12 protein-coding genes are annotated in these 15,688 nt (G+C 64.0%); 5 read left to right on the forward strand and 7 right to left on the reverse strand.

The window, feature by feature from the left end; translation table 11 throughout:
- Positions 1-43 precede the first annotated feature (43 nt).
- The gene (locus GJG85_RS28100) at positions 44-937 is read right to left on the reverse strand and encodes a LysR family transcriptional regulator (RefSeq protein ID WP_050017868.1); all 894 of its coding nucleotides are present in this window, start codon (positions 935-937) and stop codon (positions 44-46) included.
- 86 nt (positions 938-1,023) lie between these two features.
- Here GJG85_RS28100 and GJG85_RS28105 point away from each other — a divergent pair, with 86 nt between their 5' ends.
- On the forward strand, positions 1,024-1,809 hold the full coding sequence (locus tag GJG85_RS28105; RefSeq protein ID WP_204384117.1) for an NAD(P)H-dependent oxidoreductase: 786 nt from the start codon (positions 1,024-1,026) through the stop codon (positions 1,807-1,809).
- 10 nt (positions 1,810-1,819) lie between these two features.
- Here the strand turns inward: GJG85_RS28105 and tssE are convergent, their stop codons facing one another.
- The 6 genes from tssE to tssK all read right to left on the reverse strand — a co-directional run bounded on the left by tssE (position 1,820) and on the right by tssK (position 9,544).
- Positions 1,820-2,242: a type VI secretion system baseplate subunit TssE gene (tssE, locus tag GJG85_RS28110; protein ID WP_050017875.1), complete on the reverse strand. Its 423-nt coding sequence runs from the start codon at positions 2,240-2,242 to the stop codon at positions 1,820-1,822.
- Positions 2,239-4,956 carry a type VI secretion system ATPase TssH gene (gene tssH / locus GJG85_RS28115; protein ID WP_050017870.1) on the reverse strand — a complete coding sequence of 906 codons (2,718 nt, stop codon included), beginning with the start codon at positions 4,954-4,956 and terminating at the stop codon, positions 2,239-2,241. Before tssH ends, tssE begins: the two co-directional genes overlap by 4 nt.
- A gap of 132 nt (positions 4,957-5,088) precedes the next feature.
- On the reverse strand, positions 5,089-5,574 hold the full coding sequence (locus GJG85_RS28120; RefSeq protein WP_006750272.1) for an Hcp family type VI secretion system effector: 486 nt from the start codon (positions 5,572-5,574) through the stop codon (positions 5,089-5,091).
- A 90-nt stretch (positions 5,575-5,664) separates the two neighbouring features.
- On the reverse strand, positions 5,665-7,443 hold the full coding sequence (locus GJG85_RS28125; protein ID WP_050017871.1) for an OmpA family protein: 1,779 nt from the start codon (positions 7,441-7,443) through the stop codon (positions 5,665-5,667).
- A complete protein-coding gene (locus GJG85_RS28130) occupies positions 7,440-8,195 on the reverse strand; it encodes a DotU family type IV/VI secretion system protein (protein ID WP_179233159.1) in 756 nt (251 codons plus the stop codon). The genes GJG85_RS28125 and GJG85_RS28130 overlap by 4 nt, the downstream gene beginning before the upstream one ends.
- The gene (gene tssK / locus GJG85_RS28135) at positions 8,195-9,544 is read right to left on the reverse strand and encodes a type VI secretion system baseplate subunit TssK (RefSeq protein WP_050017872.1); all 1,350 of its coding nucleotides are present in this window, start codon (positions 9,542-9,544) and stop codon (positions 8,195-8,197) included. Before tssK ends, GJG85_RS28130 begins: the two co-directional genes overlap by 1 nt.
- 580 nt (positions 9,545-10,124) lie before the next feature.
- Between tssK and tssB the strand changes: the two genes are divergently transcribed.
- The 4 genes from tssB to GJG85_RS28155 all read left to right on the forward strand — a co-directional run bounded on the left by tssB (position 10,125) and on the right by GJG85_RS28155 (position 15,683).
- Positions 10,125-10,637, forward strand: coding sequence for a type VI secretion system contractile sheath small subunit (gene tssB, locus GJG85_RS28140; RefSeq protein ID WP_050017873.1), 513 nt, complete (start codon positions 10,125-10,127; stop codon positions 10,635-10,637).
- A gap of 73 nt (positions 10,638-10,710) precedes the next feature.
- Complete coding sequence (gene tssC / locus GJG85_RS28145) at positions 10,711-12,261, forward strand: type VI secretion system contractile sheath large subunit (RefSeq protein ID WP_089489096.1); 1,551 nt, start codon at positions 10,711-10,713, stop codon at positions 12,259-12,261.
- A gap of 78 nt (positions 12,262-12,339) precedes the next feature.
- A complete protein-coding gene (gene vgrG, locus GJG85_RS28150) occupies positions 12,340-14,691 on the forward strand; it encodes a type VI secretion system Vgr family protein (RefSeq protein WP_089489097.1) in 2,352 nt (783 codons plus the stop codon).
- Positions 14,691-15,683, forward strand: a complete 993-nt coding sequence (locus tag GJG85_RS28155; protein WP_089489098.1) for a DUF4123 domain-containing protein — start codon at positions 14,691-14,693, stop codon at positions 15,681-15,683. The genes vgrG and GJG85_RS28155 overlap by 1 nt, the downstream gene beginning before the upstream one ends.
- Positions 15,684-15,688 lie beyond the last annotated feature (5 nt).

Raw genomic sequence — 15,688 nt, forward strand, 5'->3', positions numbered from 1 at the left:
GCCCCCGATGACAGTAAATGTCAGCCGCGTCGCGACCGGCGTGTCAGACCGCCGCCGCGATCGTCTCCCGCAGCCACCGATGCGCGGGATCGCGATGCACGCGCTCGTGCCACAGCATCGACATTTCATAGCCGGGCACCTCGACCGGCGCATCCACCACGCGCAGCGCGGGCACGTCGCGCACCAGCCGCTCGGGCAGCATCGCGACGAGATCGGTGCTCGCGACGGCCGACATCACGAACAGGAAGTGCGGCACCGACAGCACGACGCGCCGTGTGGCCCCCATCTTCGCGAGTACTTCGTCCGTCACGCCGAAAAAGCCGCCGCCGTCGGGCGACACGATCACGTGCTCGAGCGTGCCGAATTGCGCGAGCGTGGGGCGCCGCTTCAGCTTCGGGTGGTCGGCGCGGCCGATCAGCACGTAACGCTCGACGAACAGCGGCAAGCGCCGCATGCTGGGCGGCGACGCTTCGGTCATGTGGAAGGCCAGGTCGATGCCATTTCGTTCGGTATCCTGCTCGATACGCGGCGGCACGAGCTCGAGGACGGCCAGCCGCGTGCCGGGCGCGGTCGAACGCAGCGTGCGCAGCGCGGGCAGCACGATCGTCGATTCGCCGTAGTCGGTCGCGGCCACGCGCCACGTGTTCTTCGCGGTTGCAGGGTCGAACGGCGTGGCCGGAATCACGGCGCGCTCGACGGCCTCGAGCGCTTCGCGCAACGGCTCGCGCAGCGCTTCCGCGCGCGCGGTCGGCCGCATCCCGCGCGGCCCCGGCAGCAGCAGCGGATCGCCGAATACGTCGCGCAGTTTCTGCAACTGCACGCTGACCGACGGCTGCGACATGTTCAGCTTCTCGGCCGCGCGTGTGACGTTGTGCTCGGCGAGCAGCACGTCCAGCGTGACGAGCAGGTTCAGATCGAGCCTTCTGAGATTATTCATGGCTATAGCTGGAATATCAGGAATTCATTTCAAATATACCGTCGAAGGCGGCATCCTGCAGTCATTCAATCCACGGAGTGACGAACATGAATGTGCTGATCGTGTATGCCCATCCGGAACCGCGTTCGCTGAACGGCGCGCTGCGCGACTTCGCGGTCGCGCATCTCGAAGCGGCCGGCCATGCGGTGCAGGTGAGCGACCTGTATGCGATGAACTGGAAGGCGGTGCTGGATGAGAACGACGTGACCGATCGCGCGCCCGACGATCGCTTCGATCCGGCGCTCGATTCGAAGCGCGCGTTCGAGGCGGGCACGCAGCGCGACGACATCGCGCGCGAACAGGACAAGCTGAAGTGGGCCGATGCGGTGATCCTGCAGTTTCCGCTGTGGTGGTTCTCGATGCCGGCGATCATGAAGGGCTGGTTCGAGCGGGTGTATGCATACGGCTTTGCGTACGGTGTCGGCGAGCATTCCGATACGCACTGGGGCGACCGCTACGGCGAAGGGATGTTGGCCGGCAAGCGGGCGATGATCGTCGTCACGACGGGCGGGTGGGAGCCGCACTACAGCCCGCGCGGCATCAACGGGCCGATCGACGACTTGCTGTTCCCGATCCAGCACGGGGTGCTGTATTACCCGGGGTTCGACGTGCTGCCGCCGTTCGTGATCTACCGGACGGGCAAGATGAACGCCGCGCGCTTCGACGAAACGTGTACGGCACTCGGCCAGCGTCTCGACGATCTGTGGACCACGCCGCCGATTCCGTTCCGCCAGCAGAACGCGGGCGATTACGAGATTCCGGCGCTGACGCTGAAGGAAGAAGTCGCGCCGGGGAAAGTGGGGTTTGCGGCGCATCTGGCGCACGAGGGCTGATCGCGCTCGATCATGAGCGGGCGACGTACCGTTCGATGCGCAGGCGACCGGGTGGCTCGAAGTAAGTGCCGAAGCGCACGAGCCCCGCGTTCTTCAGGTGGCAGGTCATCTCGAAGCTGACGAGGATGCCGGGATCGCGGTTGTCGATGATCGCGACGTCGATCGAGCGAATGCGCGGCTCGTACTTCAACAGCGTCGCCTCCATTTGCTGCTTGAGCAAGTGCGCCGATGCGGGCAATGCCTTGTAGATGTTCGTGAGGTCGGGCAGGCCATAGTCCGGCAGGTGCTTGAGCGCGCCTGCCCGCGTATTGAGAATGCGGCGCACGTTCTGCTGCACGCTCAGGCATTCGAGCGTTCGGTCGTCGTACGCGCCGATCGGCACGCCGTCGATCTGACCGAGCAGCATGTCGTAGAGGGAAGGGCCGGCGGTCATCGGCGGCTCCATCGTCCGGCCGCGTCATCGGCGGCCGTCGATGCATCGACGAAATCGATCGTCAACGCACCTTCGGCAGTGACGGACAACGCGATCCGACGCGGTGCGCTGTCCGATGCCATGCGCACGAGCAGTTCGTGCGACAAGGCGGGCAGCACGCGCTGATTCAGAAATGCGTCGACACTGCGCGCGCCGGATTCTCGGGACACACAGTGTTGCGCGATCGATTCGACCACGTCGTCCGCATACGCCAGTGTCGCGGCATGCTGCCGCTGCAGGCGCTCGGCAATCTTGTCGAGCTTGAGGCGTACGATCGACGCAAGCGCCGCGGCATCGAGCGGCCGATAGACGAGCGTCTGGAAGCGCGCGAGCAACGCCGGCTGGAAATGCGCGACAAGTTGCGGATGAATGGTGTCGCGCAATGCTGGCTGCGTGATCGACGGATCCTTGTCCGTCGCATCGTAGATCTGCGTGCTGCCAAGATTGGACGTCATCACGATCACGCAGTTGCGGAAATCGATCTCGCGCCCTTCGCCGTCGCGCATCGTGCCGCGGTCGAACACCTGATAGAAGATGTCGAGTACGTCGCGATGCGCTTTCTCCACTTCGTCCAGCAACACGACGCTGTAAGGGCGCTGACGCACGGCTTCTGTGAGAACGCCGCCGCGACCGTACCCGACATAGCCGGGCGGCGACCCCTTGAGCTGCGAAACTGTATGCGCTTCCTGGTACTCGGACAGGTTGATCGTCGTCAGTGCTCCCGCGCCACCGAACAATACGTCGGCGAGCGCGAGCGCCGTCTCGGTCTTGCCCACCCCGGACGGTCCCGCCAACAGGAACACGCCAAGCGGCGCGTGTTCGCTTTTAAGGCCGGCCTTCGCGGTGCGCAGGCTTTCGGCCAATGCCGCGATCGCGTCGTCCTGTGCGACGACACGCGACGCGAGCGCCGTCTCGAGTGTGAGCAGGTTCTGCAGTTCGTCCTCGACGAGATTGCCGACCGGAACGCCCGTCCATTCGGCGACGACACGCGCGACGGATTGCGCATCGACGTCGGCCGCCATCATCGGCGGCTTTCGTTGAACGGCCGATAATGCGCCGAGTGCGCCCGAGATGGCCGCGGGATTGGCCGCTCGATCGGCTGCATCGCGCAGGGAATGCACGACGCCGACGAGATCGCGTTCGCGCGAGTACTGAGCGAGTACCTGGTCGGCGGCGGCGCATGCGGTGTCGTATTCCATGTCGATCGACGCACGCCGCTCGGCCACGCCGGCAATTCCGGCGCGGATGTCCGCGTCGAGCGCATCGCGCTCCAGTTCCAGTGCGGCGACCGAGGCGCGCGCCTGTTGCAGTTCCGCGGGCGGTACATCGAGCGCCATCCTCACACGTGCGGCGGCCGTGTCGATCAGGTCGACGGCCTTGTCCGGCAATTGCCTCGCCGGAATATAGCGACGCGACAGCCGCACGGCGGCGACGATCGCTTCGTCGCGGATATGAACGCGATGATGCTGCGCATAGCGGCTCGCAAGGCCGCGCAGCATCAGGCACGCGGCAGTATCGTCCGGTTCGTCGACCTTGATGACCTGGAAGCGCCGTTCGAGCGCGGCGTCCCGCTCGAAGTATTGCTTGTACTCGGCCCACGTGGTGGCTGCGATCGTCCGCAATTCTCCTCGCGCAAGCGCCGGTTTGAGCAGGTTCGCTGCGTCGGCGCCGCCCGCCGTGTTGCCTGCGCCGATCAGCGTATGCGCTTCGTCGACGAACAGCAGGATCGGCGTGGTGGCGGCGCGCACCTCGTCGATCACGTTCTTCAGGCGCTGTTCGAATTCGCCCTTGACGCCCGCACCGGCCTGCAGCAAACCGAGATCGAGCGTGAGGATGCGCGTATCGCGGATCGTTTCGGGCACGCTGCCTTCAGCTACGCGCAGCGCGAGCCCTTCGACGAGCGCGGTCTTGCCGACGCCCGGTTCGCCGACGAGGATCGGATTGTTCTTGCGGCGACGTGCGAGCACGTCGATCATCTGGCGGATTTCGCGGTCGCGACCGAGCACCGGGTCGATTTCGCCGCGCCGCGCCTTGTCGGTCAGATCGAGCGCGAAGCGTGCGAGCGCACTGCCGTCGCTCGCCCGCTGCGACGTGTGGGGCCGCGCGCCGTCGCCCTCGGGCGACAGGGGCGTGTCGTCGTCGAACGCGCCGCCGGGCCGGTCGGCTTCCTGCTCCGATACGATGTGGTCGCGCGCGTTCTCGCAAGAACGCCGCCCGAGCCGCGGCAGCACGCGCCGGATTTGCGCACTCGAAACCGATAGCAGCGGCCACGCGCGCTGGGTGCGCAGCACATGCGGGGCATCGACGATTGCCTGCAGCAGATGGCCGGACCGAATGACGCCGTCGGGATCGTCCGACACCGCTTGCGCCCATGCGTCCTCGATCACCGTGGCCAGTTGACGAGAAAGCGCGGGCATGCCGCGCAATGTGCGCGGCATACGATCGATCACGTCGACCAGCGCTTCCCAGACGGCATCGATGTCGAGATCGTAGTGGCGCAGCACCGCGGGAATGTCGCCGTCGTCCGCCTCGAGCAGTTTCAGCACCCAGTGCTCGACTGCGATTTCATCTGCGAGCCGGGTCTGGCACAGGCTGGCGGCGGCTTCGAGTGCGTGCGTGCAGTGAGGATTGAGACGGCGAATGAGGTGGGAGGCATCGCGGAGAGGCGGCGTCATGTCGATAGCGATCAGGAGGGGGAGGGAGCCGTCGAGGCCATGCGAATCGGCGGCGGCAGGCAAGTGGACCAGAGCCAAGCGGTGGCGGAGCCCGTCGCATGCACGCGCCGGTTCCGCCAGCCGCTCAAACCATCAGGAGCGCTCGTTCCACGTGTCCTTGTGGATGATGTTGCCGTCCTTGTACGACCACGTGATCGTCTCGTAGCGCAGTTCGACGTCTTCGAGATGGTTGTGCTTTTCGTAGTCGGGATTTTTGATGTCGAGCATCTTCGGCTTCACGGCAACGATCTTCACGTTGTCGAGCTTCGTGTTGAAGTACTCCTTCTCCTTGCCCGCATCGTCGATCCGGTACCACTTGATCTCGACCGACTTCAGCGTCTGGCCGCTCGTCACGGCCTTGTACAGATACGGCGTCGATGCGTCCGTCTCTTTCGTCAGCGTGATCGGCTTGTGCACGCGAGTGCCGGTCAGTTTGCCCGTATTGCCGTCGGTCGGGATGTGCACGCCGTGATCGAACGCGACCAGCTCGACGCTCCCCTCGCGGTCCTGAACGGTCACCGACCCCTTGATGTCTGCGCCACCGTCGTCCTTGAGCCACATGTAAGCCGGAATTGCCATTTGTTCACTCCTTCTTCTTCGTACTGCGAATTGCCGGAAACGGATTCCGGCGCTGATAAACCCGGAGCAGATGCCCGGGAACCCAACGCGTTAGCTCGAGGGTCCGGTCGATACGGCAGGCGACGGCGTATCGGGCACGAGCGTGATTTCGACCCGCCGATTCTTCGCCCGTCCGTCGAACGTCGTGTTGTCCGCGATCGGCCGCGTATCGCCGTAGCCCTGGATCGCGAATTGTGTCGACGGCATGCCCGACGCGTCGACGAGCCAGTCGCGCACCGCTGCGGCACGATCGAGCGACAGCTTGAGGTTGCGTTCGGGGCGGCCCTGATCGTCCGTGTAGCCGGCGACGAGTACCCGTTTGCCGGGGTGTGCGTTGATCAGCGCCAGCGCGCCGACCATGGCGCGCGTGGTGCCGGGCTTGAGCTGCGCCTTGCCGCTGTCGAAAAGAGCCAGGCTGTCGAGTGTGACGACCGTGGGTGGTGGCGCAGGCGGTTCGTAGGAAGCGATTGCATCGTCGAGCAACGGCAACAGGGGCGAGCCGCGGTACGTGCCGAACGACAGCCGGAGCGGAACGCCGATACGGGCATAACGGTCGAGCTGGTCGCGATCCGATGCAAGCGACCGGAGCGCGTCGCGCTTGGCGGCGTCTTGTGTCGCGGGGATGAGGGCGTAGCGCTCGAGATGCGCGCCGATTCGCGCCATCAGCGCTGCGTTGTTGACGGCGGCTGCGCAGATGGCGGCCGTGGCTGCGCAAGCGGCGATCGCGACGACGTGGGCGACGGCGGTGACGCGCGGCGATCGCTTCGCCTGCCGCGGCACTGCGTCGATCAGCGGCTGGGGCAGCGGCCAGGGCAGCGCCGAGGCAGGAAGCGCGGGCGGGGCGATGCCGGTCCGCGCGTGTGCTTCGCGTTCCCACGGCGTGTCGGGGCTCGTCGCCGGGCCATGGTCGATCCAGCCGGCACCGAACAACGGCCAGGGAGAAGCGGGCTGGCGGCCTTCGGTCAGCGTGTCGAACACGATACGGCGTGTCCACCCGATCATCGATGGAAGCGCCGCCGCGTGTGCGGCCGCCCACGGACTTGCGTCGGCATGACACGCATCCGTTTCGGCTGCATCGATTGCCGTGTCGAAGTCACGCATATTCGCGATCCGCAAGCCGGTCGACAGGCCATACCACCGGGGTGCCAACGGGCCGCTTGCCGGACTATCGCCAGCGTGTGCGTTCGACAGTCGTTGGTAGATCGCAACGTAACCGGGCAACGACAAGCCCAGCATGCGCGACGTATCCGCGGTTGCCTGCCGGATCACGCGCAGCGCCTGCGACAGCGTGTCGTCGTTCGCGTGGCTGGCGGGCGCCACCGACAACACGATGCAATCCGGCGCATTGCCGTCGCGCCACTGGCGGACCGCGACGGCGAGACGAGCCAGATCCTTCGGCCGGTCGACCCGCAGCCAGATTGCACCGTCGCCGACGTGCACGAAACGCGCGTGAGTGCTGTCGCGATCGAACAGCGCGGGCAAGCCGTCGCCGACGACGAGCGCAAGCGGCATTCCGGTGCGCAACGCGATGGGCAGGTCGGCCGTCGCTGCGCCGAGTTGCGCGATCACGTGCACGTATCGTTCGCGAGCGCGGGCTATGCTTCGCGAATACAGCCAGACGATCAGCAGGGCCAGTGCGATAACGCTCGCAATCAGCCCCCACATGACGTCGCGGTCGATGGGCACCATCCATCCGATGACGCCAAGCGCCAGCAACGTCGATATCGTCACGACCGTGCGCAACGGATAGCCGAGTCCTGCAAGGGCGGCACGCGCGGCGTCGGCATCCGCGCGCGTCGCTGACGGTGGAAGAACGGTTTCCGACGTCACGGCTGGTTGGCTTTCTGAACGAGTTGGGCGAGGTCCGCGTCGAGCATGCGATCCCAGGCGAACCACGCGCAGAGTGCGATCACGCAGGCGGCGCCCGCGATCACCCATGGCGAAAGATGCGTGAGCCGGTCGAGCAGACGCACGTTCGCGCGATCGACGACGAACCTCGGCCGCGCGGCAGGCCGCAACTGGTCGATCTGCGTCGCCAGCGCCGCGATCAGTGCCTGCCGTTTCGCTTCACCGTCGTGGGCGCCCGTGGACGAGCGCGAGCGGGCGGCGTAGCAGCCGCGAAATCCCAGGCCGAGAACGGCCGCGTAGCATTCGAGCAGGTCGACGTTCGGTGCGGATTCGCGCATCCGGTATTCGATTCGTTCGTAAATGCGCGTGCCGGCGTCGTGAATGCTGAATCGGTCGACCTGTAGCGGCGTCTGTTCCCAGTTCGCCTTGTCGGCCGCTGGAAGATGGCGCAGCGCAGCTTCGTCGATCAGCCCACACAGCGCGATCGCGGCATCGTCCCGTACGTCGGCGGCCACCCCTTGCGCATCGAGCGCAGCCGCGAATTGCGCCACGAGCTGCATGCACTGCAGACGGAGGCTTTCAGGGTTGTCGACTCGCCCGCCGTTCGACAGATGGGAGACGAGTAACGCCGTATCGCGCAGCAACGCACGCATGGACGGTCGGGCCGAATGACCGGATGACGGCTCCCACGCGAGCAGCGCGGATTCGTGACGGCTGGAGACGATGGCATTCATCAGCGCAGCACCGCGTAGAGTTCGATCGATGCGTCGGGAACCGAAGCCGGCAAATAAATCTGGCACGCGCGTGCGGCCAACATCCTTGCATGCGCGGCATCGTGTGCGTCGAGTGCGAAATAGTGATTGTCCAGCCGGACCGGAATGGCGCCCGGCACTCGTTGCACCGCCTTCAGCGGGATGCCGGCGACCGCGGAACTGACGATGTGTTCGACGTCGTCCGGTGCGCCGATCTTGCAGAGGCGCGGGAACTGTTCGACGAGCTCGAATGCCGGCAGGGCCGCGTTCACCGACAGATACCAGTCAGCCGGGCCCTCGACGATGCGCTCGTCGACGAACTGACCGGCCCAGGTGGTCGATGTCGTATGTGACAGCCCGATCGGAACGACACGCGACGGGATGATCGCGTCGAGCAGGTCGCGGATCAGCGATTCGAGCGTCGCGAAGACGTCATGTGCGGCGGCGTGGTCGTACGGCGGGATGTCCGCCAGCGACACGCGCGTCGAGAACGTCGTCAACGATCCTGCCAATTGCGCGAGCACCTGGTACAGGCGATCCGTGGGTTGCGCCGGATGCGACGCGAGGAAGCGCAACTGCGGCCATGCCTGGTGAATGCAATGCAGCAGCCAGAACAGCTGGACGTCGGCGACACCGTATTCGGCCACCTGCTCGATGCGCTCGCTGCGGCGCTCGCCAAGGAGCACGCTCTTGGCGGCGAGGATATCGGCGAGCCGCCGGATGCGCTCGATATGCAGTGCATGCCCCGACAGAGCGAGGCAAGGCGGGACGTAGCGGCGATCGACCTGGAACTGCCCGCTCGTCGAGCGTGTCAGGCGCGCGATCGCGCACACCGTGTCGTCCGCATGCGACTCGAAGCCGAACAACACCCGCACCGCGTGGCGCTCGGCGGCGATTTCGGTGTCTCCGGTGCCGTTCAGGTCCGTCACCTTGACGAACTCGCGATAGGCGCGACGCGGGCGGGCCAGCGCCGTCTCGTCGAAGCGGCAGTTGTTGCCGTTCGCATCGGGCAACGCGAGCGCCGCGAGCACGTCGACCGTCTGGGTATCCGCGGGAATTTCGCCGACGAGGTCGCGCGCCGGCGGCAACGCATCGGCAACGGTCGTATCGATCGGGGAACCGTCGGGGAAGCGCAGTTGCAACCGCGTGAGCTTGAGGCGACTGGACGATAGCGCCTCCTCGTCGATGTCGACACACAGCGTTCCCCACGGCGCCACGGTCAGCGCCGAAGCGAGTTGTTGCAGCGCGAATCCGTTCCAGCGCTCCTGCTGCTGGAAATGCTGCTGCGTCAGAATGAGCCCTTCATGCCAGAGCGGTTTGTCGATCCGCATGGTGTGGTCGTCACGATCCAGGAATGATGAGGCGCCGATTCTATACATCGTTTTCCGATTTCGTATACCCGGGTTTATTGGAGAGTGTTGAAAAATGTGTCTTTTAAATTGAGATAAGCGTGATATTTATTTTGAGATTCTCTGCGTGGGACGTGTTTTGTGATTGAGAACGGTTTGCGAGGGGTTGTTTATCGGGATTGTGATTTTTGAGGGGCGTGAAGTTTTTGTAAATATATCAATGAGATGGGTTGGAATTGACGACTTTTTGGATAGCATGGATGGCCGGAGTGTGAGCGCGGCAGAGCGTATGAAGAAGCGGCGCAAAAATTAGGATGTGTCTTATTATTAAAAAAACCGAGCTGTCGCTCGTTTCCAATTTTTTGCATTGCCGGTTTACTCGTCGATAAAGGCCGTGATATTTTCTGCCGCCTGAGTCGGATATCGGGCCGCGCATATTCGACTCGGTCGTTCGTCGATGCACGTTGCGGGGTTCCGCATGGGCGATAAGGACGACGGAGCATCCTTGAGTCGTGGGTGCGTGTCGCGGAGTCTTCAAGCTTCCTGAAATAAGGAGAACGAATTGGATAGCTTTCAGCGAGAGATCCCGAAAAGCCGGGTGTCGATCACCCTCGATCTGCATACGGGTGGAGCGCAGAAGAAGGTCGAGTTGCCACTGAAGCTGCTGGTCGCCGGCGACTTCAGTGCCGGGCGCGAGCAGGCGCCGCTGGCCGAGCGCAAGAAGGTGAACATCGACAAGAACAACTTCGATGCCGTGCTGGCGGACTACGCGCCGGATCTCAGGATCGCCGCGGCCAATACGCTGGCCGGTGACGGTTCGGAACTGCCCGTCAACCTGTCGTTCCGGTCGATCAAGGATTTCGCGCCCGAGCAGGTCGCGCGCCAGATTCCCGAGCTGCAGGCGCTCCTCGCGATGCGCAATCTGCTGCGCGACCTGAAATCGAACCTGCTCGACAACGGGACGTTCCGCCGCGAGTTCGAGAAGGTGCTGAAGGACGACCGCCTGTCCGCGAAGCTGCGCGGCGAGCTCGCCCAGATCGCGACCGCCGCGACGCAGCCGGAAGGGCATGCGTGAACGAGGCCGGGCAAAGCGCGCATTCAGCGCATTCCGCAACATCGTAGCGATTCGATCGCAGACAGGATCCGAGATGAAATCCACTGAAACGCAGCAAACCGGCGCGACCGAGACCGTCGTGCTGGATGCCCCGCAGGGCGATGTCGACAGCGTCTATGCATCGCTGTGCAGCAAGATCAACCTGAAGCCGATCCGTGAAGCGCGCCCGCTCGAGGCGTTCCGCGACAACGACATGCTGTCCGAGGCGTCGGCCGACGAGCGCATCGCGCGCGGGATGGGCGCGTTCCTCGAACTCGTCGCGAAGACGAGCCAGCCGGTGGACCGGCTCGACAAATCGCTGCTCGACTTCCACATCGGCCAGATCGACCGGCAAATCGGCCGTCAGCTCGACGCCGTGATGCACACGTCGGAATTTCAGGCGCTCGAAGCACGCTGGCGCGGCCTGAAGATGCTCGTGAGCCGCACCGATTTCCGCAAGAACGCACGCATCGAGGTGCTCGACGTGTCGAAGGACGCGCTGCAGCGCGACTTCGAGGACACGCCCGAACTGATCCAGAGCGGCCTGTATCGCCTCACGTACATCGAGGAATACGACACGCCGGGCGGCCAGCCGATCAGCGCGATGATCAGCGACTTCGAGTTCGCGAATTCGCCGATGGACGTCGCGTTGCTGCGCAATATCTCGAAGGTGGCGGCTGCCGCCCATATGCCGTTCATCGGCTCGGTCGGGCCGACGTTCTTCGGCAAGCAGTCGATGGAGGAAGTCGCAGCGATCCAGGACATCGGCAACTACTTCGATCGCGCCGAATACATCAAGTGGAAGAGCTTCCGCGATACCGACGATGCGCGTTACGTCGGCCTGACGATGCCGCGCGTGCTCGGCCGCTTGCCATACGGCAAGGATACGGCGCCGGTGCGCGCGTTCAACTACGAGGAGGCCGTCAAGGGCCCCGACCACGACAAGTACCTGTGGATGAATGCGTCGTTCGCGTTCGCGGCGAACATGGTGCGCAGCTTTGTTAGCAACGGCTGGTGCGTGCAAATCCGCGGGCCGCAGGCGGGCGGCAAGGTCGAGGATCTGCCGGTTCACCTGTACGACCTCGGCACCGGTCACCAGCCGAAGATCCCGACCGAGGTGCTGATCCCTGAAACCCGTGAATTCGAGTTCGCGAATCTCGGCTTCATCCCGCTGTCGTTCTACAAGAACCGCGACTTCGCGTGCTTCTTCTCCGCGAACTCGGCGCAGAAGCCCGCGCTGTACGAGACCCGGGAAGCGACCGCGAACAGCCGCATCAACGCACGGCTGCCGTACATCTTCCTGCTGTCGCGCATCGCGCACTACCTGAAGCTGATCCAGCGCGAAAACATCGGCACGACGAAGGATCGCCGTCTGCTCGAACTCGAGCTGAACAACTGGATCAAGGGGCTCGTGACCGAGATGAAGGATCCGGGCGACGAACTGCAGGCGTCGCATCCGCTGCGCGAGGCGAAGGTCACGGTCGAGGACATCGAGGACAACCCGGGCTTCTTCCGGATCAAGCTGTTCATCGTTCCGCACTTCCAGGTCGAAGGGATGGATATCGGGCTGTCGCTCGTGTCGCAGATGCCGAAGTCCAAGAACTGATCTGACGTTAGTCGCAGTGGCGCCGGGGTGGACAGGGGCACCCCGGCGTGCCGTGCAGTCGCGCAACCGAGAGATTCCATGTCGATGATTCTGCCTTCGCAGGCTTATGAATTGAAGCTCGCGCCGCATCCGGCGCCGTTCTCGATCCTGAAGTTCAGCGGGCTGGACCGCGTGAGCCAGCTCTATCGATACGACATCGAATTCACCAGTCCGGCGGCCGGGATTCCGATGGACCAGGTACTGGGCAGGCCGGCGAAATTCGTGGTCGATCCGGTCGATCCCGACATGGACTATCTTCGGAAGATGTTCGGGGAAAATGCCGCGCAGTTCAGTGCCAAGCCGAGTGCGTATACGGTCCATGGCGTCATCACGCAGTTCGACGAACTGGAGACATCGGCGGACGAAACCCGCTACCGCGTCGTGCTGGAGCCGACGCTGGCGGATCTCGCCCGCGGCGTGACGAGCCGCTTGTTTCAGAAGCAGTCGGTCGACGAGATCGTGACCGGCACGTTGCGACATTACGGTTACCGCGCGGGCGTGGACTTTCGGTTCCAGTTGCGCGGGCAATACAAGCGCCGCGAATACGTGACGCAGTATCACGAGACGACGTTCGCGTTCATTCAGCGCATTTGTGCGGAAGAGGGCATCTGGTTTCGCTGGGAGCAGAAGAAGGATCGTGCGGTGGTCGTGTTCGGCGACGATCTGGATGCCTATGCGCGCAAGCAGCGAACGGTGCCGTATCGACGGGAATCGGGGCTGGAGAGTGTCGGTTCGGATGCGATCAAGACGCTAGGACGCGAGATGAAGCGCGTGCCGGAGGCGGTGCGGCTGCATGACTACAACCATCGGCAGGCCGGCGTATCGCTGCTGGTCGAGGAAAACGCGGCGCGCGACGACACGACGACACATTCGGTCGATTATCGCTGGGGCGAACATTACGAGACGCCCGAAGAGGGGAAGCGCATTGCGCGGTTGCGGCATGAAGCCTATCTGGCCGGGCAGATCACGTTCAAGGGGACCGGCAATCCGTTCTGGCTCGAGGCGGGCGAGGTGATGCGTGTCGAGCCGAAGCCGGCCGATGCGAAACATGGGGTCTTCGTTACGTCGGTCGAGTCGCACGGCGGGCGTAACGAGTCGTACTGGGTGGCGTTCGAAGGGATTCCGTCGGATCGTGTATGGCGCACGTCGATGGGCTCGATTTCGCGACCGGTGGTCGACGGGATCCTGCCGGCGCGGATTACGTCGCCAGGCAACTACAAGTATGCGTATCTGACCGAGCAGGGCTGGTACGTGATCAAGCTGCCGTTCGATCTCGATGAATGGAGCCCCGGTGGGACGAGCCGGCCGGTGCGGTTTGCGAAGCCGTACAGCGGCGACAACTACGGGCATCACTTTCCGTTGATCGACGGGGCGGAGGTGGCGATCGTCCATACGGACGGCGATCCGAACCGACCGGTGATCATCGGCGCAATGCATGACAGCGTGCATCCGGATCTGGTCAATAACCTGAACCATACGCGGAATCTGATTCGGACGGCTGCGCGCAATGAGTTGCGGATGGAGGACAAGGAGGGCGTCGAGCATATTCATCTGACGACGCCCACCCAGACGAGTGAGCTGAATCTAGGGCATATGGTCGACGATGCCCGCCACGAACGCGGCCAAGGCGCCGAGCTACGTACCGACGGGCATCTTGCCGCGCGTGGTCCGAAGGGCATGCTGTTGAGTACCGAGGCGCAGGTGGGCGCTGCCGGGCACCAACTCGACATGAAGGACGCGCACGCGCAGTTGCAGCGGGCGATCGATCGCATGGAGTCCCTTTCCGAGGCGGTACGTGCGGCGGAGGCGACCGTCGCGGAGTTGCAGCAACAGAAGTCGTTCTATGCGGAAGCGCTGGATGGTTTGAAGCGTGCCGCCATTCTGGCGAGCGCACCGTCAGGTATCGGCCTCACGTCCGGCGAGCATTTGCAGCTCAATGCGGACCGGAATCTGATCGCGACGGCCGGCGGGAATTTCGACGTCGGCGTCATGCGCAACTTCACGGTTGCGGCCGGGAAGCAGGTATCGCTTTTCGCACAAGCACAGGGCGTGCGGGTGACGGCCGCCAAACAGGACGTTGTCGTTCAGGCCCGTACGGGAGCGATGGCGCTGTCGGCGTCGAAGGACCTGAACTTCACTAGTAGTGAGGGTGCGATTCTCGTGGCCTCGCGCGGTGCGCTGACACTCGCCAGTGGTGGCGCCTACCTCAAGATCGACGGCGGCAATATCGAGCTCGGATGCCCGGGGGATATCACGCTCAAGTGCGGAAATTTCCATTGGACCGGCCCAGCGTCGCTTGACACCCGTCTGCCGAATATGCCCATTGGGCCATGCAAGGAGTGCCTGCTGGATGCGCACCGTGGTGTCGAAGCGTTGACGGAGGTCGCTTGATGGCCGGAACCGGACGTGCGACCCCAACCCGAGAGTCGGACGCGGGATGGGAGGCGTGGCGTGATCGATTGGTAGCGCAATTCGACACGTTCGACGTGGACGGCGTTGCGGCGTACCTGTACATGCTCGCCGATGCGCTTGCCAATCCGGGGCTCGACAAACTGCTCGTCCAGGTGCCGCTGCTCGAATGGGAGTCGCTCTGGGGCGGCAGCGTTCTCGAGTCCTATACGGACATCGCCCCGTATCTGATCGGGATCGATCGCTTTGCATTCGATGATTCGCGCGACCTCGGCAGCCGGTTTGTCCGGCGACTTTGGAGAGAGTCGAGCGGACGGCACATGCTGACGTGGATATGGTCGCCATTTCCCATTCGGTCACTGGCCGCGCATTTTCGCTCGTTCTGCCGTTACTCGACGCCCGACAAGCGCGCGTACTTTCTGCATTTCTACGATAACCGGATTCTTGCCCGGTTACGAGGAGTCTGGAGCGCAGAACAGGCTCAGGCGTTTCTGTCGCCATGTGTCGAGATATGGCATCGCGATCGTGATTCGAACGAGATCGTCTGGCGCAACGATGCCGGTGTCGCCGATGCAGTCGTCGACGCAGAGCAGGTGATGACGATCGAGCAGCACATGACGTTGCTGCATCTCGGCCGTGCCGACAAGCTTGCGATGCAGTTGCGCACGATGTATGGCGCGATGCTCGACGATTTTACGGATCTGGCGCTCTACCGCCGTATTTCGGAACAGCTCGAACGTGCTGGCCGATACCGTATAGCCGACGATGACGATCTCTTGAACTACGTTTCAAAGGGCGTCGTTATTTCGCCGCGGTTCGATGAGCATCCGGTGATCCGGGGCAGATTGGAGCGCGCGATGAGCGGTGAGCAGACGTTTCGAGAGGCATTGAGTGATATCGACGCGGAGGTATTGCGGGAGACGGCGCGCATCGCGTCGGATTCGGACGAGGCGGGAGGAACGTCGCGTGATTAGTCGGC

The organism is Burkholderia sp. MS389 (assembly GCF_016899425.1).
GTDB lineage: Bacteria > Pseudomonadota > Gammaproteobacteria > Burkholderiales > Burkholderiaceae > Burkholderia > Burkholderia sola.